We start from the raw sequence: 24,460 nt of genomic DNA, 5'->3' as shown, positions 1-24,460 counted from the left end.
AAAAGATCCTCAGCTAGCGATCCTAATTGACAAAAAGCCTTACGTTTTGGGCGTTATCACTTCAAAATAGCGCCCACCTTACTTTAGGTTGATGACTTTTTCGTACGACGACGTAAGCCGAATAACCCAAGCAGCAAAACTGATACTCCCATTGCACCACCGCTATCTGACTGTGTCGGTTCAGGTTCAACAGCAACCACTTCAGCCGTTATCGCAATCGTTGCAGTCGCAACAGTCGTCTTGCTACCATTGCTGACGGTCAGCTCAACAACTGCGCTGCTGTCAGCTTCTACATCCGGCAAGGTGACATTAACGCTTGCTGAGCTTGCATCGTCCATTGTGATATCCTGGCCTGAAACTTGTGCCCAGCTATAGGTTATTACGTCATCTGCATTCGGCGTAGTACTGCCTACAGCAGATAAAGCAACAACTGTCTGTTCGTCAGCGGTAACGCTAATGGCACTCTCGCCATTAATTAGCGCAACTGGCACGCCTTCAAGTTGTACCGGTCCGACGGTTTCAGTAATACTGACGCTATTTACTGTGTGCGATACATCAAAACTCAATGTTTTAGACATCACTTGCTCCGCAGTATTAAGCACTAAAACAATGCTCTGTAGCTCACTGTTAGCGGCCTGAGTTACCTGCCAGCTAAGTGTTTGTCCCTCGAGCATACCCATGTGGCTATCACTGTCGATGATAAGGCCTTCTGGAATGCTGGTCTGGATATCAAATAACATCTCTTCGTCGCTGGCATTGGCAGCAAGTTCAAGCGTTAGGGTGAGCATATCGCCGGTATTAACCCGTTCGCTATCTACTGAACCTGTTAGATAGGTGGCATTCTTGTAAAGCTCTATTGGCATCAGACCAATGTTGCTCGCCGCATCGGGACCAGTACCGATCTCAAGCGCAGTGATATAAAGGGTGTCAGGTTTTAAGTCCTTGTCCCAGTTTAGTACTAGGCCGATATCTTCATTGGCTCCTAACTGTGCGTTATAATCTACCGTGACACTCGAATCATCTTTATCGATAACGGCTATCTCAATCGTTAGGTCATCAATGGTGTCTGATGGCGCTGATGTATTACCAAAGTTATGCACAGTGACGTAATAGCTACCTGGCTGTGGATCGTTAACTTCGCAGCTTTCATAGGCGGTTTCAGTCGCGCTCTGACACAACATATCGTCCATTTCCATGGCATTATCAGGTTTGCCATTATAGTTCGCATCACGGCCAATAAATATATCCAGATCGGGTGATGTGGTGTCTTTAATGCGTACGATGACACGCTTGGTATTAGGCGTAACATTAATTAGTTGCGAATAGAAAAAGCTGCTGTCGTTATAGACGTTAGCTGGCCAGCTAGCAGTGTCGCTATCATCACGTGGCAGGCTGGTGGTGATACTTTCAACTTCAGCGAGTTCAAATGTGGCAATTTGCAGGTCACTAGTACCGACTGTAGTGATGCCTTCGATATTAGCACTGCCTTTGCTTTTATTGGTTACTAGGTAAGTACTTTCTGGGAAGCTACCCGCAACAAAAGTCCCTATCACCGGCATTGCAGAAGGAGTTAGCTTTGCATCGGCTGGTGTGAGTAACAATCTACCCATGCCATATTCAGAGTTAAAACCATTCGAGATAGTTGCTGTCACCTCAAGAGTGACGCTTTCACCTGCGGCGAGGGTAAAGCTGCTTGGCGTCGCGCTTACTGTTAAGTCATCAACACTGGCATCACCGCTGGTGGTCCAGGTTGAGCTAGAGGTAGCGGTAAAGGTTCTAGTCCAGTTACAGCTCATCATACAGTTTTGCTGCACTGCAGATGGCATGTTCATCTCTTCTGGCTTGCCACCTAGATCTGGGTTGGCATCGAGATACTCTTGGTTAGTCACGTTCATGATGAGGCCAGTATTGAGCGCCTTGCTGATGCGGATGCTACCTGCACCGGAATCAAAAAAGTCTGATGCGGTGACGCCATCATCTTTACGCGTATTAAACTCTGCACTGAGCATTAATGCCGATTGCAGTTCGGCAGGCGTCCATGCAGGTTTAAGTGCCGCGATTAACGCCATTGCACCAGCAACATGCGGGCTAGACATCGATGTGCCATCCATAAAGGTGTATGGCGATTCAGTCTTTTCTTCGCGCCAAGGCTGATACTCAGAGTTGGCTGCATAGATGGCAACACCAGGGGCTGCAACATGAGGCGTCAACCAACGGTTCATGATGGGCTCTGGGCCACGAGAGGTAAACACCGCTGCGATGTCAGCATTATCGGGATCGCTTTCAATCGCGGAGGCGGTAATGGTTGCTATATGCTCGCTGCCATTGGCTAGCCAAGCTGTTAGTTCATTTCCTTGAGCTGCATCAACATGTATTGCAGGCAGCACATGGAAATCAGCATCGACCGTTTCTGAACCGCCGTCCACATTCACTAAGATCATACCGCCAGCGCCGCCAGCAAGTACGTTGGTTCCTTTTGTCACTCTGGCGATGTCACCGCGTTGACAAACGACTATTTCGCCACTGAAAGTGTCAATATCGAAAGGGTTCAAGCAGTCGGCATCACCGTAATCGGCAGCATGGACAACGCTAGCAGTGAAGCCCGCTGTTGCGCCTTTACCACTAAGGTTGGTTAATGCACTGTCGCCGCCAGTGAAGCTGGCCTCTTTATCGGTAAAGCTACGGTCATGGGTATAGGCTGCCACTGTTGTGATCCAAGGGGCGTTACCGGGTGAACCAACGGTTTCAGGACCGGGCCCTGAGTTACCGGCCGAAGTCGCCACATGAATCCCTGCTTCACGGGCAGATAGAAATGCTAGTGCATCAGTGTCATACCAAGGGTCACTCGCGCCACCACCGACAGAGTAGTTGAGCACTTGAACGCCGTTTTCGATGGCATGCTCAACAGCCTGAGCGGTTACGTCAGTCCAGCAGCCTGCATCGGCAGCACAAACTTGATAAGAGATGATGTTTGCATGGGGAGCAACCCCGCTAATATGACCAAAGGTAAAATCGGCTTTATCGCCCATCACGTTATAAATAGGCACATTTTTAACCACGTTACCTGCAGTCGTCGAGGCGGTATGTGAACCGTGGCCGTTGTGATCGATGCCTATTACATCATCGCCCTCAGGAACGTAATCAGCGAGCACACCGTCGTTTGCCCAAATACCAATAAGTTTGTCGTTACAGTAGTTGGCTAACTCAGAGTCTGCACAGTGACCTAAATAAACGCCTTCACCGAGAGGATTGGTATGGTCATAACCATCACCGCCGATATCGGCAAATGATGGATTAAAAGCGCTAATACCTGTATCGAGGATCCCGACGATGACACCTTCACCTTGAGTCGCTACGCCCGTTGCTGTGCCATCCCACGCCGACGGCGCTTGAATGTGGCGAGGACCTGAGTCAGTAGTAAGGTGGCGAAGTTGAACCTTCTGCACGTGCTTAACACCGGAGACACCCTGTAGCTGGGTTACTTCTTGCTCTGTTAATGTGGTGCTGAAACCGTTGAGGGCAATTTTATATTGATTTTCAATGGTGAGTTCACGCTTTAAGCTGGCCTGCGCCCGCTTTAAAGTTAAGTCGGATTGCTGTGCCAAGTATTGGAGATAGTGTTGACTGGCAGCGCTTTGCACGTTTAGCGTGCCATTTTTATTGTTCTTATTATGGTTATTGCTTAATAAACTGGTGGCTTTAAGGTTATCAATACCGCCTTTATAGGTGGCTAACGGTTGATCATCAAGTAGTACCATGTACAGGTTATCAGTATTACGTTTGCTGGCTTGTAGTTTGTTACTGCGTTGACCACCATCAACGTCTAGGCCACGGGTGTCGGTAATATTAGCCTGAGATACCGGGCTTAATATAATGCTGAGTGCGGCTGCAATGAGGCTTTTTTTGTAAGTTATTTTCACCTGGTCTTCCTCGTATTTATAATTATTGTGTTGAGTATTCTCTTCTGCTGCGAATAACTTGCGCGAGCAGTCAATTTATTAGAATTGTTAATTCGACGTAAACTTGATACCCCATCGAAACCATCTTGAGCAAACGACTCGCTACTATTTGGCGTCACTTATGTTTCATTTCTTTTTCAATTCCTTTTGATTCAATGTCTTACGTAATCTTCTTGTATCTATATGTATCTGTTTTTTAGATGTTTTCATACCGTTAACTCAGAAAGGGGAAGTTGTTACGCAGGCATGAAATTTGGCGGCTGAACGGTGCCCTAGCCCAGTGCTGTTGAGGGTTTAAGCTGCTATCGCGGGCCATATTCTTCTGTTCAAGTGCTCTTGAGCTGCAATCCAAAAGAGTTTGCTTTTCCATTTAACTCAGATTAGTGGTTGTTTCTTGTTTACTTACGTTTACAGATTTAATTTTAAGCCATTGAATTCATAGTAAATGAAGACTAATAGAAAGAGAAAAGAAACAAAATGAAAGGCTAAATGCTTGTTGTTTTCCCGCAATTAACAGAAAACGATATGGGTAAAGTTAATAAGTTGTTAGCCGGCTGTAGCGATGTGACTGGTTGGCCTAAAACAATTCGACTTAAAAATAAAAGTGATGTCGCAACATCTTAGGGAAAAAATATGTCATTCAAAAAATCTAAATTGGCAACATGCATTGCATTAGCCGCCATGGTTCCTGCAACGATTGCCGTCGCACAAAGCACCGATACTTTATCTGTATACAGTGCACCCGCTAAAAAAGGCCAATTAGTGACGTTTAACGTCTATCTTGCAGAGACTGGCTCACTCACTAAAGCTACGGTTAACAACAAAAAGAAATTTGCCGCTAACCTTAAGCAAGTAGAAGCTAAACAAAAAACGGTTCTGAGCGACATAATGGCGCTTGATGGCAACATTAAAACGCTGCCTGGTGCAAAAATATTTGGTAACTTCGTCCGTGTCCAAGCTGACGCAGCGTATGCAGACAAGATTAAAGCGATCGCGGGTGTTAAAGCGGTTGTCGCTGAAGTGACAACCGCAGTTTTTCCAGCAAACGCAGTACGTAAGGCGACAACTTCTTCGTCTACCCAGGCTAAAGCACCAGCGTTAGTTGATGATGTCACTGCAGGTGAGGGCGTTAAAGTTGCCATTATTGGTAGTGGGGTGGATTACACTCACGTAGGGCTTGGCGGTGATGGTGAAGCGGCAACTTATGGTGCAGCCATGGAAAATGCGATTAACGCATTTGATGGCTTCCCTACCGATGTGGTTGTTGAAGGCATGGACTTAAGCAGTGATGCAGGTTGGGGATTAGATCCAAACCCAATCGATCAGAATATCTATTTCATTCGTGATTATGACGGTGCAACTCACAATACAGGTCATGGTACTCGACTTGCCAGCGTGGTTCACGCATTGGCACCAGGGGCAAAAATTGCCGCTTTTAAAACCTCCAATGTGTCGGACCCTTATGGCTATGGTTATAACTTAAGCCCTGAATCAAGCAGTACCTTTATGTTGGCGTTGGAATACGCACTTGATCCTAATCAAGACGGTAGCTTTGATGACCGCGCCGATATCATCGTGGTTGACGCTATGGGTGGCAGCGCATTCTATGCACCGTCTGATGATGGTATTTCAGGCGCAGTTGCTGAGGCGCATGCGATAGAGATGGCGTCAGGGCTAGGTGCACTTGTCGTTGTGAATGCTGGTACCGGTGGTGAGTGGTTTGATAACCGCTTCAATATGACTTGGCGCGGCGCTGCACCGAGCGCGCTGACCGTTGGCGGTATGACAACGGATAGTGACGACAAGATGATGGTGACGACAAGTACGCCTCATGGGCCGGTTCGTGGTGCCAATGGCTACTCAAAGCCCGATATGGTCAGCTACGCTGAAAACATCGATGTTGCGGTAGTTGGTGGTGGTGATCAAATGGATACCGAGTCGCACACCGTGATGGCGGCTGCGCGCGTTGCCGCGGCGGCAGCTATATTGAAATCAAAACGTCCTGAATTGTCTATGGTTGAGATCAAAGCACTATTGATGAACACCGCCGATAACAATGTGATGGACCTTGCCAATAAACAAGCTGAACTGGTGTTGATTGGTAACGGTGTTGAAAATATTGAAGCTGCAATTGATTCTGCTGCCGTCGCGTGGGAAAGAAATACCTACCAGCCTAACCTCAGCTTTGGTTTTGAAGAGGGCATGGGGGTGCAGCGCTTTGTTAAAGAAGTGCAGTTAAAGAACCTTTCTGACGCGACTGTGACCTATGAAGTTACGATGACGTCATCGGGTAAGATGGGTGATATGGCACTGGTGTGGGATCTGCCGACCAGTGTTAGTGTTCCTGCTGGTCAGACTGTTGTGTTCCCTGTGGTACTTGCAATTGATTTTTCAAAGTTAGAGAACTGGCCTATTAAAATGGCGAGAGACTTCACTTCTGAACACTGGTCTAAAGTAGAGTTAACAGGTCAGCTGCAATTGACTGCTGATGAGAAACCCACTGTCAGCATGAGCTGGTTGGTGAAGCCTAGAGCGAGTACTGAAATCAGCCGGGATTTCAGTACGTTTGCAGAGCAGTACGGTAGCGACTTGAGCAATATGGTCAGCCCTGAAGCGGGTGCATATGTTCAACAGTTTACCAATACTAGTACAACCGAAACTACCTTTGCAGTGTTTCCTGCGATGTTTCATCAAGCACAAATTCCTACCGGAAAAGAAAACGTTCAAGGTAATATTCCGAATGTTATCGGTGGTGGTATTTACGAGGAAGCCATGTGTAGCACAGGTAAAAAACTTGTGGTTGCTGGACGTTTTTTTAAGCCGAACGATGCCGGTATGGCGAACCATTTTGATAAAGGCGGCGCGGCACTTGTTTGGTGGAACGTCTATCAAGAGCAGTTTGTGTTAGATAACGAATTTGATAAAGGAGTCAATGGCGAACCTTATGCTTGGGATGAAGCGACTCAGGTGGTGATGGGCGGGTTTATTGAGCCGGATGAAAATGGCTCTCCAGCAGCTTGGTTCATCGATTTTGACCAAGAATATGACTGGACGCAACCACGTAAACGTTACATTCAATCTAAACTACCGACTTACATGACTGGCCATGGGCAGAACTTTGTGGCTCAGTACTGTTTAGAAGATCTTTATCATGGCGAGAACATGACTAGCATTGACGATTTCGACCAAAACCACGGTTGGATCTTTGCCACAGATCGAGATGCAGTGGCTGATCTTGGCGAACCCATCATCCAATATAATCCGGTCAAATACGGCAAAACTGAGACATCAACTTACTTTGACTGGTTCACCGGTGAGACACTTGAATCAGAGTCTAATGGTGGTGGTTTACCGTTGATTTCACGCTTAGTCGAAGAGGGGGAGTCAAAAGATTACCAACCTATGGTGACTCTAGCCGCGGGTGAAACCGCAGAGCTTGGTATGGCGAGTGAGTGTAACTTTAGCTTCGGTTCTGGCTGCAACAATGATGGCATGATGTTAATCAGTTTAGAAGATAACTGGGGGATGACATCGCCTATGGGCCAGGGAGATTACTCTTTAACTGCTCATCCAAAAGATGGCCAGATGCATCAAGTTGATGAAGATGCTGAAATGGGTACTGTGGTAGCTCAAATCGAGTTAGATTCAGAAACCTTCTTTGCTGCGGCAGCATTTGACGCCCAGTGGTCTAAATACACCTTGAGCCTAATGAATGCATTGCCTGGTGATCCGTTCTCAGTCAGTGATACCGGTGAGATCATCGTTAATAATCCTGCTGCACTGGATTATGACGCGGGTAATTTGGGTTATAACCTAGAAGTCATTGGTCGACAGGGCAATAGTTATACCGCTGTTGCAAACGTCATCGTCACCATCAACAACGTCAACGATATCGCCCCTGAACTGGTTGGAGAAATGCCTGCGGTTTCAATGAGTGAAACAGGCGCAGCAGAAATTGATGCTTCAATGTACTTTACAGAAGCTGAAGGCGATGCCATGACATTTAGCGCTGTTGGCTTACCAGAAGGTATGAGCATTGATAGTGTAACCGGCATGATCACTGGTAACGCCGCATCAGGCGCTGCTGGTGAATACACTATTGTTGTCACCGCTGATGATGCAGTTAACAAGACAGAAACAAGCTTTGTAATGACATTGACATTGACAGCGCCTGCTCCAGTTGCTGAAGAGCCTGTTAACGAAAGTGACAGCGGCGGTAGCTTAGGGTTTGGTCTATTAAGCTTATTCGCGCTACTGGGTCTACGTCGTAAAGTGCGTCGTTAAAAATGCGTTAATTGGTTGGAATTTATCCTCCAAATTGAAAGAGAGCACCTAGGTGCTCTCTTTTTGTTTTTTGGGTATTACAATTTGATACAGCTCAATAATGTATGAATGTGATTTGTATCAACTTATTGATTGATATGATGCTTGTTGAGTTTTTTTCAATATCTTTGTTCGTAAAATAGTGACCCACACGTTGTATTTTTTCGCTTGTTTAGGTTAGGGCTTGGTTTAAGCAACAGGCACAGATAAGATGGATGTTACGTAAAGGTTAACTTTAAGCGGGCTGTTCGCTTAGATATTGTTGTTTCTGCAGGATTTTAAAGGAGTGTCGCCAGTCACTATGATTTCGTTACCCCATCAAAAATATCAGATTGGTCAATGTATCGTAAATTGCCACGACATGACGATAAGCAAGGACAGCATAGAGATCACTCTGCCGGCCAAAGTGTTCGAGTTCTTAAAGTTGTTAATCCTTTACGCTGGAGAAACGGTGACTAAAAGTGTCGCCATAGAGCAAGTATGGCTGGGTAATGTTGAAGTGGGCAAGCGCGGTACTGGCAATGCGATATGGCAGTTAAGAAAAACCATAAGTGAACTCGGTGAAGAGCCTGAGATCTACTTTAAGACCATTACCAAGATTGGCTATCAGCTATTACCCCCACCTGAAGCTATCAATGATAAACCTCGTCCGTCATCGCTATTCGCCTCTGAAACACCAAAGCAATCACAATCATTTATCAAACCTGTAGTTACACTTTTTGGCGTCATATTGATTGCCGTCATAGGCTATTTTTTTGCCTCTATTGACACCGTAACTAATATCGCGGAGCCGCTTAAGGCCAAGCGTATTACTAATTTTGAAGGGGTAGAGGAGCAAGCCGCTATTTCTCCAGATGGTCGCTTTATGGCATTTCAATGGCGACGAGAGCAGAAAAAATCTCAGATTTACATTAAAGATTTAACCGATACTAACGCGCCATTGAGGCAAGTATCGATGAGTGAAGATAAGGAAACATCACCGACTTGGTCGGCAGATGGGCAGGCATTAGCTTATTTCAGATTTAGTGCTTCAGGCCGCTGTGAGCTGCACGTCAGAGAACTCATTACCAATCAAGATAAGCTTATTGATACGGGATGTATTAGCAGTGGCTATCTGCATAGTCTTGATTGGTCTCCTGATGGGAAATGGCTCGCTTACGCAAAAAAGAATGAAGAAAAGGTTGCGGTATACACTTATAACTTCGACTCATCAGAGATCAGTCAGTTTTCATTTCCTGCGGCGGGAGAGGAAGATCTGTTAATGAGCTGGTCTGCTTCCAGCAGTGAGCTCGCCATTGTTCGCCGGGTCGATATGAGCGCATCAATCATCGTGCTATCCCACTCCAATAAAGAGGCGATACCTTTGGTAGAGGGTGAAAGTATGATTATTGGCTTAGCATGGGAGCAAGAAAATAATATGCTCTATTTTAATGCGTTACGTGACGGCGCCTTTGTGATCGAGCAATACAGCTTTGTTTCACAGTCAGTTGTTGATTTCCATCATGACAGTACCATTAGTAGTCTTGCTATCAACAAGAAGAACAACAGCTTGTACTATTCTCGCCATTTATCACAAGAGCATATTACGGTGCGGTCCTTATCTGACGGACGGGTAAAGCAGCAGCTTGCATCGTCTTCTCGTGACATGTTTGGCCAGTTCGTGGCGAGCTCGCAAGAGGTATTATTTTTGTCTAATCGTAGCGGTGCTTGGGAGTTATGGGTTAATCAAGAAACTGGCAGCAAGCAACTGACTCATTTGCAGGGGATTGTTGGTGTGCCAGCAGCGTCACCGATTGATGAGCAATATGTATTACCTATAAAACCGAAAGGGGCAAAGAACTACAACCTCTACTTAGGTTCAGTGGGGGGCGATGAGCCCACTGAAATGAGTGGCATTGAAGGTGATGTCAGAAATCCTTCATTTTCTAATGATGGTAGTAAGATCTATTACTCATCGAATGTCGATGGACATTGGAGCCTCTATGCTTATCATCTCGATAGTCAACAATCTGAGTTTGTAGTGGGCCATGCTGCTAAGTATGGTGTTGAGGATAACGCCGGTGGCCTGTATTACAGCCGCGATAACCAAGCTGGGATCTATTACCATCCGAATGATGGCGGTGAAGAAAGACTGATAACAGCCGAACTGTCGACGAGTGATTGGGGCAGCTTCTTTTACCAAAACGATGCGCTGTATTTTTTAAAGCGCACTGACATCAGCGATCAAATTATTGAGATAGCAGCTGATAATCAACAGCAGTTACTATTTACTTTACCCGCTGTGAGTATTCGCGGACAACGTGCGTTGGCAAAAGGGGATGACAATACCATTGTGGTGAGTATGTTAGGAATTAATGATGCCGATATTTACAGTGTTTCGTTAGCTGCAAGTCACTAGCATTTTAGTATTAGAATCTGTTTTTCACCAAGAAGCGCCATTCCCAGCTATTCACCTCTGCGCCAGTGGTAAACGGAACACTGAAATCAATGTGGGCAACGTTGCCATAACTTGATTTAGACGAATAGATCCTCGCACCAATCCCGACGCTTCCAATAACGCCAGGGATCTCGTTGTTGCCATCATTGCCCCCCGTTGCTTGACCCACATCGGTAAAGGCAGCCCAGCCCAGCTCTGCTAATTGATAGAGATTAATATTGGGGTAATTACGGACTTCAGCCGTAAATGCCCATTGATTGTCACCATATTGATAGTCGTTAGGGTAACCACGGATCCCAGTGTCATCACCGAGTGCGAAGGGCCTATCAATATAATTGTTTTGCGAAGTGCTGAGCCTGAGTTTGGAATAAGCGGTCCACTTAGGGGTGATATGGTAGAAGTACTCAGCGGCAACATTCACCTTGTAATAGTCTTTTTGAGTGGTGGCAAACACACCTTCGCCATCCATTTCTAGCAGCAGTAAGTGATCTTTAGCTTGGAAACCACGGCTAGACTGCCAATTGATGTGATAACCAACAGGGGAGTCATCGTTGAGATCGCGGGTTTCAAGTCCTAATTTGACATAGTGTTGCCAACCTAAATTAAAGTCTTCGTTATAGTTAATGAGGTGGACGTTGTTGAGGACTTTAAAGTCATCTTGTAGATATTGATAGGCTACCCAAGGGTAGAGAAAATCACGATCTTGAGGTAGTTCTGATGCTGGATACTCCTCTATATTATCAAACTCATGCTTATCTTGAGTGAGTCCAGTTATGATGCGGGAAAGCTCATCACTGCTGCGATTTAATAGCCAGCCGTAACGGGCACTATTGTAGGTAACAGCATGCTCAAATTCATTAAACTCCTGGCCGTTTTGTTTCAGGGTATCGACTCGGAGATCATCTAAATATTCAGCCGAGTACATATTGCTGCCATCAAGTGTGTAGAAAGGTTTCTTAAAATATAGATGGGTCGCTTGACCATCACTGTTATCGTAAAAGTCAGCCGCTATGGTGGCATGTTCGATAAAGTTGAGGGGAGCTTCAATCGCAAATTTGTAACCAGTACGATCGGCATTAGACTGGTACTTGAAGCGCGTTCGGATCCCTAAACCCAGTAAATTATCCTCTTTAATACCGATAGAAAACTTACTCTCACCACCGCTGCGGCCGAGACTCACCGTGGGTAATAACGACCAATTGTCCCACGTTTCAACCAGAATGTTTTCACCACCATCATCGATGACATCAGCATCTGGCGCGGGCTCAGCAAACTGAATGTCGGCATCACGAATATAGGGCTCTGCGCGTAATATTCGTTGCACTTCATCGAGGTCTTTTTGGCTTACACTTTCATTTTCTTTAAAGCTGAGTTTGTCGCGAATGACGTAGTCGCGAGTATTGATATGTAGGTAGTTGGCCCAGCGGTGAATAAAGAAAGTGTCGGGGTCAGACAGATCAAAGATGTCATTGCTTTTAACGACAATACTGTTGATATGCTTCTTTTGTTCATAGTCTTGAGGTTTAGCGTCTGCTTTTTTTGTCGTTATCTCTTCAGCACCAACCGCACTGGTCAGTGCGTAAGTTAATAAGGCTAACGTCGAACAGCTAAATCGAGTCATAGGCTAGAGGAGTCCTAATGAGATAACGATGATTACAAATACATTACATAGCTATAACACATGGAACAGGCAGGTTAGTCAAGCATAAGATGATGGCTTTACATGAGGATAGACGAATATAACGCAGAGGATGCGAGCGCGCTGATGCGCCCGCATGTGTTAATTTGTAACTCGTAAACAGTTATAAGGTGCGACGGGGTGGTACGGCGACATTGGCAAAGATTAATCCAGCAACAATAGACATGAAAATAAGAAATACCTGCGTGCCAAGGTGCGATTGATTAAACATGGTTTCACCTAAAATTAAGGTATTAAGACCAATATAGGTTTTGCTGCCCGGCACTAAGATGACGATACCTTGTAATAGCGCAATCGTTGCGGGTGCTTTCATCCAGCGAGCATAGAGATTTGAGTATATGCCTACCGCTAATGCACCAAAGAAAATACCAATAGAGTCACCAAAGTAAATGCCGCCGAGCATGGCTGAGAAAAAGGCGACAATCCCCGCAAGAACCCCCCAAGGAGAGTCTTTCATGCGCGCTTTAAAGATAATCACGAGTGCCATAGAAAGAATCGGTACAGCAGACCAAACGGCCCATTTAGGCAGTGATTCAGGCGGTACATAGGTGGTTTCACCAAACAGTGCTTTACCTATTGTTAAGCCAAGAATAACCCCGAAATAGAGCTTAAATAGCAGCATGAATGCATCCATCACCCTTGCTGTACCTGAGATGAGATCTCGTGCGGCTAACTCCGCTAACCCGAGTGTTAATGCTAAGCCTGGAATAAAGATGATGATGCCTGAGAGTATGACCACTGGAATGTTCATACTGGGATCAAACTTAGCAATACCGCATGCGGCAATTGCGCACAAAATCGCGGCTAAGGGTTCAAGCATCTCAGCCATACGTTTAGAGCGTTCAGCGCGATAGACCAAGCCGTAAACCATAAGGCCTAATATACCTGACCAAAAAACATCGTTCCAACTGGTGCCCATTAACATGGCAAAGGCACCGGCTGAGCTGCCAAAAGCCAATAGTGTTAAGGCTGTACCGTAAGGGTTAGGCTTGTTGGATATCTCTTCTAAGCGCTCAAGTGATTCGGTTAATGTGCGTTTGCCAGACATTAGCTCTTCAACGAGTTCGTCGGTTCGCGCTAATGAGCCTAAATCGAGTTCACCTGGGTTAACCCGTGCCACGTGATTATATTCTTGATCTTCATCGTGCTGCAGCACGAATGTCATTGCTGTTGGCGACACCAAGAAATAACCCTCTATACCAAGCAGTTTTGACACTGCTTGCAGGTGTGTTTCAAGCCGGTAGGCGGGCGTACCAAACTTATGCAGTGCTTTACCGAGTCGAATGATAAAACGTCGCTTTTCTAGAAACTCTTGATTGTTCACAATGGCTATTCGCTATTTATGTCTTAATTGTAAGGCTTAATTATTATCAATAAACACGGTCTCATTGAGCTTATATATCGCTGCAATGCACCACTATTTATTGGCTGATTCTTGACGAGCGCATCTTACCTGATTTGCTCAAAAAAAGTTGCGATTTATTTACTTAATGTTCATAAATTGTAATGCTGTGTCGTTAATCATAATTACAAGTAGGATGTTCCATGCCACTCGCGATATCAGGTCTGTATATTAGCCTTACTGCATTACTCGTTATAGCGTTAGCCTATCGAGTCATAAAAATAAGAAAAACACATAAAATTGGCATTGGTACTGCTGGTAACGAGCCACTGAGTCTTGCTTGTCGGGTGCATGAAAATTTACTCGAGAACGCACCGATAGCGATGTTGTTATTTGTGGTTGCCGAAAGTAACGGTACTAGCGCCGCGGTATTGCATATTTTTGGTACGCTTTGGATTGTGTCACGCTTGATGCATGCCATCGGTTTAACCCAAGGCAAGGGGGGTTATCACTTTGGCCGCTTCTGGGGAGTACTGATGACATGGGCAGTTTTAGTGGGCTTAGTGGTGGTGAATCTTGTTGCATTTGTAGCGAGTCTTTAACCCTGCAGATAGCGTTCAGCAGGGGGTAGATATTGACTATCTATAAGGTGACAAGTCCCGCCTAGCAATACCCACAGCCAATTAAAGGGCATATAGACTATACTAAAAAAAGCATCGTATTGATGCTTTTTTAGTCACACCTGCGGCGCGGAGCCTGTTATACTCCGCGTCCCCGATGTGAGCTAGAATCGGGGCGTTTAACCCGTATTTTTTGTTTCTAAGTTAGGCTGTCTAATCCATGCAAGTAGAATCCACATTATTTACTCATTCCAAGTATCGCCCTGAGCTTACTCGCCCGGCGCCGTTTTTACCTATGTCCCGCAAAGAGATGGACAAGTTAGGTTGGGATAGCTGCGATATTATTATTGTTACCGGTGATGCGTATGTGGATCACCCAAGCTTTGGTATGGCTGTTATTGGCCGCATGCTCGAAGCCCAAGGCTTTAGAGTCGGGATCATCTCGCAGCCAGATTGGTCTAACAAAAATGAATTCATGAAGTTAGGTAAACCTAATCTTTATTTTGGCATTACTGCGGGCAACATGGATTCGATGATCAACCGTTACACCGCTGAGCGTCGTATGCGTCATGACGATGCCTACACCGCGGGCAACTTAGGGGGTAAACGTCCTGATCGCGCCGTGACTGTTTATGCCCAACGTTGTAAAGAAGCCTTCAAGCAAGTGCCTGTCGTGATTGGCGGTATTGAGGCGAGTCTACGCCGAATAGCACATTACGATTACTGGTCAGACAAAGTGCGTCGCAGTGTCATCTTAGACGCCAAAGCTGACATCTTAGTTTACGGTAATGCTGAGCGCCCGCTGGTGGAGTTGTCGCACCGTTTAGCCAGTGGCGAGCCTATCGGTCAGCTACATGATATTCGCGGTACAACCGTGATCCGTAAAGAGCCACTGCCTGAGTGGAAGGGGATGGATTCGCGCAAGCTCGATCAGCTACATAAAATTGAGCCAATCCCGAATCCTTATGGTGCCGATGACGTGGGTTGCAAAAATCTCTCAGGCCCAACGGATGAGAAGATATTTGATAACGACGCCCCTAAAGCCATTAGTGTGCAACCTGCCAGACCTAAGCCTTGGGAAAAGACCTATGTGTTACTGCCAAGCTTTGAAAAGGTTTCAGAAGACAAATTTCTATATGCCCACGCTTCGCGTATTTTGCATCAAGAGCAAAACCCAGGTTGTGCTCGAGCGCTGTTTCAAAAACATGCTGAGCGTGCTATTTGGGTCAATCCACCGGCATGGCCACTGAATACTGACGAGATGGATGGCGTATTCGATTTAGCCTATAAACGTGTGCCGCATCCATCGTATGGCAAAGATATCATTCCTGCCTACGACATGATTAAGACTTCAATCAATATCATGCGTGGTTGTTTTGGCGGTTGTTCTTTCTGCTCTATTACCGAGCACGAAGGCCGTATTATCCAAAGTCGTTCACAAGAGTCTATTGTGAAAGAGATAAAAGATATTCAACAGAAAGTGCCTGGCTTTACTGGGGTCATCTCCGATCTTGGTGGCCCAACGGCTAACATGTATCGCTTAGGCTGCTCTAGTGTAAAAGCTGAGAGTACTTGCCGCCGTCTATCCTGTGTATTCCCCGCTATTTGTGGCCATTTAGATACTGATCATCAAGCAACCATCGATCTGTACCGTGCTGCGCGCGATGTTCCCGGCATTAAAAAAGTATTGATCGCCTCGGGCGTTCGCTATGATCTTGCAAGTGAAGATCCCCGCTACGTTAAAGAGCTCGCAACCCATCACGTGGGTGGCTATCTTAAGATTGCGCCAGAGCATACTGAGGATGGACCGCTAAACAAGATGATGAAGCCCGGCATGGGTAGTTACGATAAATTTAAAGAGCTTTTTGATAAGTATTCGAAAGAGGCGGGTAAGAAACAGTACCTGATCCCATACTTTATCTCGGCGCATCCAGGCACGACCAACGAAGACATGGTTAACTTGGCATTGTGGCTAAAAGGTGAAAAATTCAAACTGGATCAAGTGCAGAACTTCTATCCATCACCGATGGCAAATGCCACCACGATTTATCATACCGGACTCAACTCGCTAAAGAATGTGAAGCATACGAGTGAAGAGGTGACGGTACCGAAAAAAGGTCGTCAACGTAAACTGCACAAAGCCTTGCTGCGCTACCATGATCCTTTAGGTTGGCCGATGATCCGTGAAGCTTTGATTGAAATGGGTAAAGAGAAGCTCATTGGTAACAGCCCATCATGCTTAGTGCCTGCTGAATCGCGTCAAGAGCGAGAAGCATTGCGCAGTAAAAAGAAGCTCGTCACTAAAGATGATGGAAAAGGTCAGAAAGCTTTCACCCGTTTTTCTGCCGATCAGTTTGATGATCGTAAGCAAGCAGATGGCAAGAAGGGCGGCACAGCAAAGAAAGCCGCTGGCAAGACTGGCGGTGCTAACAAGCCAGGGCAAGCGAAAACTGCCCAAACAAAAGCACAACCTGCTGGCCAGCGTCCGGTTAAGAAAAATGTCTGGGGCACCACGCCAAAGCATCAAAGGTAATAATTGCGCGCTTTCACTGTGCTAGCTAAATAATAAAAAGGGAATATCATTGGATATTCCCTTTCTATTGGAGTGAACAATGGCTGACAATCCAGATGACATCACCACTGATTATAGTGACGAAAGCTTTTGGCAAAAAGTAAAAAAGTTTGCTCAAAAAGCGGGTAGAGAGGTGATCGATAAGGCGTTATGCCTTTATTATGCTGCGCAGCGTCCCGATACTCCTAAATGGGCTAAAACCATTATTTTTGGTGCACTGGCTTACTTTATCGCCCCCTTTGATGCGATACCTGATTTAACGCCCGTTGTTGGTTTTTCAGATGATTTAGGCGCACTTGCTGCGGCTTTGGCCATGGTGTCGATGTATGTCGATGACAAGGTCAAAACCCAAGCGGCAGAAAAATCAGCCGCTTGGTTTGATTAAAGTTGATCCATAAACAGAACCAATGAAGTGGTGAGTGACGAGTAGAAGCAGATACTTATGCTCAATAGTATCCATAAGCACAGTGTTGCGTGATCTTACTGCTACCACTCATTAATACCCCTATCAGGCGTTGGTCATTGAACGGGTGGCTGATTCTATACGATCCCTTACCTGACGTGATTTATCGCTCTTAAATATCTCCAGCAATGTAGCTGCATCCGCTTGCTTAGCGAGAATATCGACTAAGGCAGCGCGATTATTCACATGGAGGTAGGGCAGTATCGACTTGAGCTCTCCTTTACGGGCCAGCGCGGCGAGGTGCTCTCCCATACAGTTGCGATAGTTTTTAATGGCAAACAGCACAATTAGTTCACGCTTAACATCATGGCTCATTAGCCAGTCCATCAGCTTGTTATAGGCGTGTTCTTCATAGTCATCGTGAGCCAAATTTAATCGGGTTTCGAGGTCAATATTACCGTCTTGCACCCGCTTATCCATATCGCCTTCGACCAAGAGCTCCATGATCACCTTGTAAGCACGATAGCTGTGGTTAGCCAGCAGTAACAGCAGTCGTTCACTGCGCTGAGTATCGATGCGCCACAGGAACTGACCTAGGCTGTAAGTTCGATACTCATCCAAATCGACGATAGTAGCCTCAAGCATATAAGCATTAAACAGCGGGGCCATAACCTCATAGCGGGTGTCTCCCTGAAGGTAGGACCATAGTGTTTCTTCGATGAGATGTTGACGCCCCGTTTGGCTTGGCAGCTTATGCACGGCATCGATCACCACACTTGCATCAACATTGCTATCTAAGACAAGCACCTCCCCACGGACGTGGAGCTGTTCACGCCCGGCAATGTCTTTATCACCAACCAATAGCAGCAATTCATCGCCGACACGTTGGGCTATCGTGACGCCGATCCAACTCATCCCGTCGCGATGACGAGTCTGGCTTATATCAGCTTCGGGGTGCATCCGCAGCGGGAGTCTCAACTTTTTAGGGAGATCGTCCGGATCGGACATAAAGCCGAAGAAGAGTGTCGATGAGCTAAATTGGTGCGCTATGACTGTCTCCCATGACTGATTATTCAACGCTATAAATTGATGCAAGCATTGTCTAAAATCATAGTCTAATGCGAACGGAAGCTGTGGAAAGCGCAGCGCAACATCCTGATGAAACTCCAGCTTATGCGTCTGATAGGTATAGTCTAATCCCCGCAGTAAGGCTTGTGCTTGGCGTTTATGAGTCGCGCCAATCATGCTGCTCTGTTCATGACTGGACGGTATGTTTGACCCCATAAGCTCGACTAAGGCAAGGTACTCTTTTTTGCGAAATTGGCTGTCAATGGACTGTTCAACCTCAAACGCCAGAGTATAGTCTTGGGCTATACCATGACGATTAAGCATCTCGTAGAAGTTTATCTCATCGAGCTGATTGCCAAACTCTAACTTGTAATTGTGATGACTATAGAGGCGACTGATATGGCGGATCATTTTTGTCGGCGCCATGGTGATCAGTAACTGCCATAGCCGCTCGGCGATTTTAGCCTCAGGTATTGCAACCTGTTTAAGCCAGAAACAGATAAGAGCCACCCGTTGATAGTCATCGTCGTGGTCGCTAAAGAAGTGATAGCCAATCTGCTTTTCGCTGATTTTTGGGAAGTAAAGATCGGACTGGCGACAGACTTCGTCTCTGTGCAGATGCTTGTCAAATAATGCGATGATCGCTTGCTGGCTAAGTTCGGCATCATCTTCAGTGAAAAAGTTTTTGACCTGCTCAAGCTCAGTGTTGTTAAAACCATTTTCTTTGGAATGACCTTGACCTTGGATATGCGCTCGCTCGAGTAGCAATGCTAAGGCTCGCTCGAATACCTCACTTAAGCCTGCTTGTAACTCGGCGGTGTAGGTGTCATTAATCTGGTTATTAGTATCTTTCAACAGCAGGTAAGCTTTGAGTGCATCAGTGCCCAGATCATCTTCATCCCATTGGCTCGTATCACAGCAAATACGCTGACGAAATAGATTATCAGCCTCCTCCAGCATGGTACGCGTGATGGGATCATCGAGATCGGAAAAGCAACCAATGAGCTGTTCGAGTTTACGTTTATCATGCTTGCTGAGCTCGCCTTTCGGGGTGCTGGGAGCGGGGTCAAAGCGGGCATAGTAAGCCTCGGTGGTCATAATAGCCTGATAGTCTCCTTCACCAGTGAGCATTTCACACAGTTCGGCAGATAAGGTTTGTTGAGCTAATAAACGATAAAAAATATCGAGGAGTCTCAGCATGATGTGCGCTGATTGGACATGGCTGATACTGTTTTCACCGGCGACGACGAAGGCTTTAGAGAGAGTGCCATGTTCGAACTCGACGTCGACAAAGCTGTCTTCCTCTGCGAGCAGGTCATTGGCGGGGTAAGCAAACACCCGATGTATGTTCTCCCGCAGGTTATCAAGGCCGTCTGTATCCCAGCAGGCATTATCCATCGCAAAGTACAGCGTTGGGGCATGGGCTTTACAATGCGCCCAAATATCGAAGGGCTTAAGGGTATCGAGCACACTTGGATTTTCGTTAACGATCACATATTTCAGTAGGGCTTCATTATTGTCCAGTGTCGCGATAAAATCGGTCAGCATACGAATGCCACCCTGCTCGGCTTCCAGCGCTTCCTGACGTGCTTCGTCTAAGCGCTCATCCTCCCGTTTTTTAAAGACACTCTGGGCATAGCTCATGAGTGGCTCATCAAGCTCATTTTTTAGTTGTCGTTGTAAGTCCATCGCCTCATTTTCGAGAGTGCCATGGATAAAGTGACGCCCGAGTTGCAGCTCTATTTCTTCTTCCTGCTCCCAGCCGCAGAATTCGGGGAACAAACTCTTATAAATCGCCAATACTGGACTTTGGCTGTTCAGATCATCACTTTCGCTGTAAGCAAGCATAGGCTGAGCTGTAAAACGCTGTTTGATCAACTCGATAAAGCGCTGGTAGTGCTGCGGGTTTTGCTGGAGATATACACCTAGTGGCTGATACTCGGGAGATGGTTCTTCCCAGTTACAACCGTAAAAGGCAAAACGGAAGGCGGCGTTATCACACCAAACAAATGCCTTCATCATGGCATCGCACCAGCCGTGACGCTTGATCAGGCTGAGCAACATATCCTCATAGCCATTGGCGTGTTCATCGTCCCAATAGGGGATAAAAAACTGTGCCAGATACACAGCGTCATCAGCATCTTTTATGGCCATCATATACAGAGCTTCGGCGCCGAATACGCGCATGTCATCGACCCACATTTCGCTGGTATCGTTCTCATAGCGTGCATAATCAACCATAGCTTGAGCGGTTCGGCGAAGCTGTGACTTAAGTGCGTCGTGTTCTAGTGCGATGGCGAACAGTAGGACCTCTGAGATATAGAGACTGCTCTGTTCACTCACCACATCATCTGAGTCATAGCCGGCGTCTGGCGTGAGATTGAGGGCTTGTAACGCTAATGTGGCATTGGCGGTGTCTGTCAGTTGAAGGTGAAGCCTTTGACCTGAGCTGATATCCATAAAAGTGATATCAAACTGACTGTCTTTAAAGGCCTGATGGCCTTCTAACAGCGACTGATACTCTGTTAATGCTTGCTCGATACTTATGATATTGGTGCGATTGAATTCGACAATTTGAGATTTCGGAAATGAGTCCATTTTAACGTCCTGTTAAATGAAGTAGTTGGCTAATTTATAAGAGGGAATACTTGATAATATCTAAAATAGTAGCTGATTACCTGATTAATAACAATAGGTTACATGTGTGGTGCTTGTTGGTTTTTTGTTGCCGAATTGTGTGGTGAGATAGCGTTGAATAATGAGCGTGGGAAGTCGTGACTAAACGACAGTTGTGGCAGCGTGTAGAACCGATTAAACAAGAGTCTTAATTTGCTAGGTAGCAATACTGAGGTGGTTTTAATCCAAAGAGGCTTCAATTTTTCAGCTTTTAGACTAGAAAAGCCGCTGTATCCAGCGGCATTGTTTGGTCATTATTTAAGTTTGAATTGACTCACTATTAGTTCGAGTTGATGGTTGGCTGTGGCGAGGTTGACGGTTTCATTACTGGTGGTTTCGCCGTTCATGGCCAGTTCACTTGCCATCTCGCAAATGGCAGACATGTTACGAGTAACTTCACTCGATACCGAACTTTGCTCTTCTGCGGCGGTGGCTATCTGAGTATTAAGATCATTAATTTGATTGACTGAGTCACCAATGGCATCTAGATCGCTGGCGACGATTTCGGTGGTTTCAGCTGTTTTTATACAGGTATTCTTGGTGGCATCCATGGAGGACATTGCCGCATTAGACGCTTCTCTGAGTTTATTGAGGGTTACTTCAATTTCAGCTGTGCTTGTTTGGGTTCTGGCGGCGAGTGCTCTGACTTCATCGGCAACAACCGCAAAACCGCGTCCTTGTTCGCCCGCTCGAGCCGCTTCTATGGCGGCATTAAGTGCTAATAGATTGGTTTGGTCGGCAATTTCACCTATCACCTTTAGTACCTGAGTGATGTTTATGGTGTCTTTATTGATTTGTTCAATATTGGTTGAGGTATTTTCGACTTCTTGCACGAGCTGAGCCACGGTGCTGGTTGCCTTGGCGACAATGGCCTTTGATTCCATGGTTTGATTCTTGGTGACTTGAGTGAAAGAGGCTGTTTCGGCGCCGTTTCTCGCGACATCGTTGGCAGTGGCGCTCATCTCTTCAACGGCGGCGACGATCTGTTCGGTCTCAGTGGTGTGTGCGCTTAAAATCGAGCGATTGGCGTCAGTTTCTGATTTTAAGCGTTCAACACTGCTGGCGATATGGGTTGATGATTGCAGTACCTCTAACATCATCGATTGCAGGCTTTCGATGAACAGGTTAATACCTTTTGAGATCTGGCCTAAATCATCCTCATTTTTAACGTCTAGACGTCGAGTCAAGTCACCATTACCCATAGACAGTTCGATGACCATCTCTTTGAGGGACAGAATGGGCTTATAGAGTACAAATAACACGCCGAGTAACACACTGATCGCCAGCGCTAGCATTATAGCGGAAGACAACATGGCGCGATAAAGTGCACTGTCGACAGCGGCATAGGCTACTGATTTATCAAGAGCAACAAACAAATACCACTTCTTACCATTGACTAAATTAATGGCTTTTGAAACCGCGAGCTTATCTATGCCATCTAGAGTGTATTCCTGCATGGTTTCATCATTCGACAATAATGTCTGCTGTACTTGCGCTAAGCCAAAGTCAGAAAAGCGGGTTCCTGTGGTCAGAGTCTGAGATTCTGATGCCAGTACTTTGCCTGTTTGGTCGGTAATTAGGGTGACTGCGCCCGGATAGTTAACGGCTTTGACGGTATCACTAAGGTAAGTGAGTTCTATGTCTCCAAGTACCACGCCATCCCCGAGATTTTTTAGAATAGAAATTACATCATGTCCGGTGCCGTCATCGACATAAATATCGGTGATATCAAGATTATTAGAAGACTTGCCTTGTTGATACCAAGGGCGAGTGCGGGGGTCATATTTTTCAGCTATTGCTTTGCCGTTGAGCCACTTGCTACTGGTCTCGGTTGAATAGGCGCTGCCATCGTCAAAACCAAAGTAGATCCGTGCAACCCCGCCTACATCGGTCGATAATCTTGCCGCATTAACATAGTTATCGCGATAACTGCCGCTGTGATAGTGCTTGGCTAAGGCGTCTATGGCATCGGCTTTTTCTTTAAACCAGCTTTCAATATTAGCTGACTCATATTTAACCACGTTAGTTAGTTTTTCATTGGTACTGGCAATGGTGCTTTGTTTGAGCTCGATGTAAGACAACCAGTTTGAGATCACAAGACAAAGTGTGACTAAAGTCACCATTGACGCGATGAGCGATTTTCTAAATCCTAGCAATTGTTTATCTCCACGATATGACGCGAATAAAAAGAGGCCGGGGAACGGCCTCTTTAGGTGGGATCTTACAGACGTGCGACTAAACTAAACTAGCCTTGCCAAGTTAGGTTGAAGTCGTATCTAAAGCCGATAGTCACGGCTTGGTCGTCTTCACGGTTGTCGTAGCTTTTATCAAGGTATTCTAAGTGAACACGCACGTTAGCGAGAGGGTTCCATTCCAAGGTGGTATTAAAGCCGTCATAGTCGGCTGAGGTGGTGTCATTAATACCGTCTTTAAATTGGAAGTAGCCGAGCTTAACTTTGTAGTCATCACTAATAGGATAGGCAAATGCGGTGTCTAAAGTACTGCCACTGCGATCTTTATTCATGCTGCCAGCATTATAGTTATACTGCTTATCTTGGTAACTAACAGCCATATACATGTCGTTACTGAAAGTATAAGCAACTACGCCACCGACTGTTTTGTCATCACCCTCTACGCCACTAGTATCGGCAGTATTTTGGGCGACATAACCTAAACCTATGTGCAGTTGATTAAGATCGTAACCCACACCCACGTTGATCATGTCGGTTGCATCTTCACCGCTATCACCATCAAACTGTGCACCTGCCATCCAAGTGAAGTCGCCAGTGACGAGTTGGTAAGTGACAAAGTTATCGACAAAGAATGGGCTTTCATGGTCATACGCGTAAGGGCTGTTACCGTGGTTAAAGATATCCACATACTCAGCAACGAGGGTGTATTGCGCAGGACGTTGCTTACCGATACCGACTTGGCCATAAGGTGAAGCAATAGCAGCATAAGCTTGGCGTGCTTTACCAAAATTACCTGAGTTGGCGATATCAACGCTCCATTCGCCTTGAGCTATCGCAGTCCAGCCATCAGCAAACTCAGTGCTGGCTTTAATACCGATACGAGACAGTGCATCACGTACATCCCAGGTTTTATCTTGGCCGTCATCTAAGTAACTTAATGTCGGACGAATTGAGCCATAAAGGCTGACTTGGCTATTTTCAAATTGTGAAGGTGCAGCATTTTTTTCTAGTTGGGCGATACGGGCTTCAAGCGAGGCGGTATCTTCTGCAGCGTAAACGTTAGCGCAGCATAAACTAACCGCAATCGCGACCAGTGACTTAAGTGTTTTCATCGGTGTATTTCCCTATATTTCGGCTGCAAAAATTCACCTTCTCTAGCGAGTAGAGTG

Annotated in this window: 11 protein-coding genes; 5 read left to right on the top strand and 6 right to left on the bottom strand. The window is 46.0% G+C overall.

Features of this window, described 5'->3' with window-relative positions:
• Positions 1-83 precede the first annotated feature (83 nt).
• Complete coding sequence (locus CXF83_RS01795) at positions 84-3,920, bottom strand: S8 family serine peptidase (protein ID WP_101093415.1); 3,837 nt, start codon at positions 3,918-3,920, stop codon at positions 84-86.
• Positions 3,921-4,592: 672 nt separating this feature from the next.
• Between CXF83_RS01795 and CXF83_RS01790 the strand changes: the two genes are divergently transcribed.
• Together CXF83_RS01790 and CXF83_RS01785 are read left to right on the top strand one after the other, a co-directional pair.
• Entirely contained in the window at positions 4,593-8,243 is a 3,651-nt protein-coding gene (locus CXF83_RS01790; RefSeq protein ID WP_101093414.1) for a S8 family serine peptidase, read from the top strand.
• Positions 8,244-8,583: 340 nt separating this feature from the next.
• Positions 8,584-10,680 (top strand): winged helix-turn-helix domain-containing protein, encoded by a 2,097-nt coding sequence (locus CXF83_RS01785; protein ID WP_101093413.1) that lies wholly within the window; start codon positions 8,584-8,586, stop codon positions 10,678-10,680.
• 10 nt (positions 10,681-10,690) lie between these two features.
• Here the strand turns inward: CXF83_RS01785 and CXF83_RS01780 are convergent, their stop codons facing one another.
• On the bottom strand, positions 10,691-12,340 hold the full coding sequence (locus CXF83_RS01780) for a hypothetical protein (protein WP_232775003.1): 1,650 nt from the start codon (positions 12,338-12,340) through the stop codon (positions 10,691-10,693).
• Positions 12,341-12,521: 181 nt separating this feature from the next.
• Positions 12,522-13,742 (bottom strand): threonine/serine ThrE exporter family protein, encoded by a 1,221-nt coding sequence (locus tag CXF83_RS01775; protein WP_101093412.1) that lies wholly within the window; start codon positions 13,740-13,742, stop codon positions 12,522-12,524.
• Between the two features lie 221 nt (positions 13,743-13,963).
• Here CXF83_RS01775 and CXF83_RS01770 point away from each other — a divergent pair, with 221 nt between their 5' ends.
• From CXF83_RS01770 to CXF83_RS01760, 3 genes are all read left to right on the top strand, one after another.
• Positions 13,964-14,362, top strand: a complete 399-nt coding sequence (locus CXF83_RS01770; RefSeq protein ID WP_101093411.1) for an MAPEG family protein — start codon at positions 13,964-13,966, stop codon at positions 14,360-14,362.
• A 238-nt stretch (positions 14,363-14,600) separates the two neighbouring features.
• Positions 14,601-16,913, top strand: coding sequence for a YgiQ family radical SAM protein (locus CXF83_RS01765; protein WP_101093410.1), 2,313 nt, complete (start codon positions 14,601-14,603; stop codon positions 16,911-16,913).
• A gap of 79 nt (positions 16,914-16,992) precedes the next feature.
• Positions 16,993-17,337 (top strand): YkvA family protein, encoded by a 345-nt coding sequence (locus tag CXF83_RS01760; protein ID WP_101093409.1) that lies wholly within the window; start codon positions 16,993-16,995, stop codon positions 17,335-17,337.
• A 123-nt stretch (positions 17,338-17,460) separates the two neighbouring features.
• Here the strand turns inward: CXF83_RS01760 and CXF83_RS01755 are convergent, their stop codons facing one another.
• The 3 genes from CXF83_RS01755 to CXF83_RS01745 form a co-directional block, all read right to left on the bottom strand.
• Positions 17,461-21,021, bottom strand: a complete 3,561-nt coding sequence (locus CXF83_RS01755; protein ID WP_101093408.1) for a hypothetical protein — start codon at positions 21,019-21,021, stop codon at positions 17,461-17,463.
• A 332-nt stretch (positions 21,022-21,353) separates the two neighbouring features.
• Complete coding sequence (locus CXF83_RS01750) at positions 21,354-23,222, bottom strand: methyl-accepting chemotaxis protein (RefSeq protein WP_180961025.1); 1,869 nt, start codon at positions 23,220-23,222, stop codon at positions 21,354-21,356.
• 122 nt (positions 23,223-23,344) lie between these two features.
• Entirely contained in the window at positions 23,345-24,403 is a 1,059-nt protein-coding gene (locus CXF83_RS01745; RefSeq protein ID WP_101093406.1) for a porin, read from the bottom strand.
• Positions 24,404-24,460: the final 57 nt, after the last annotated feature.

It is taken from the genome of Shewanella sp. Choline-02u-19 (assembly GCF_002836205.1).
GTDB lineage: Bacteria > Pseudomonadota > Gammaproteobacteria > Enterobacterales > Shewanellaceae > Shewanella.
The sequence above is the reverse complement of the archived record's forward strand: the minus strand, read 5'-3'. Positions and strand labels throughout refer to the sequence as shown.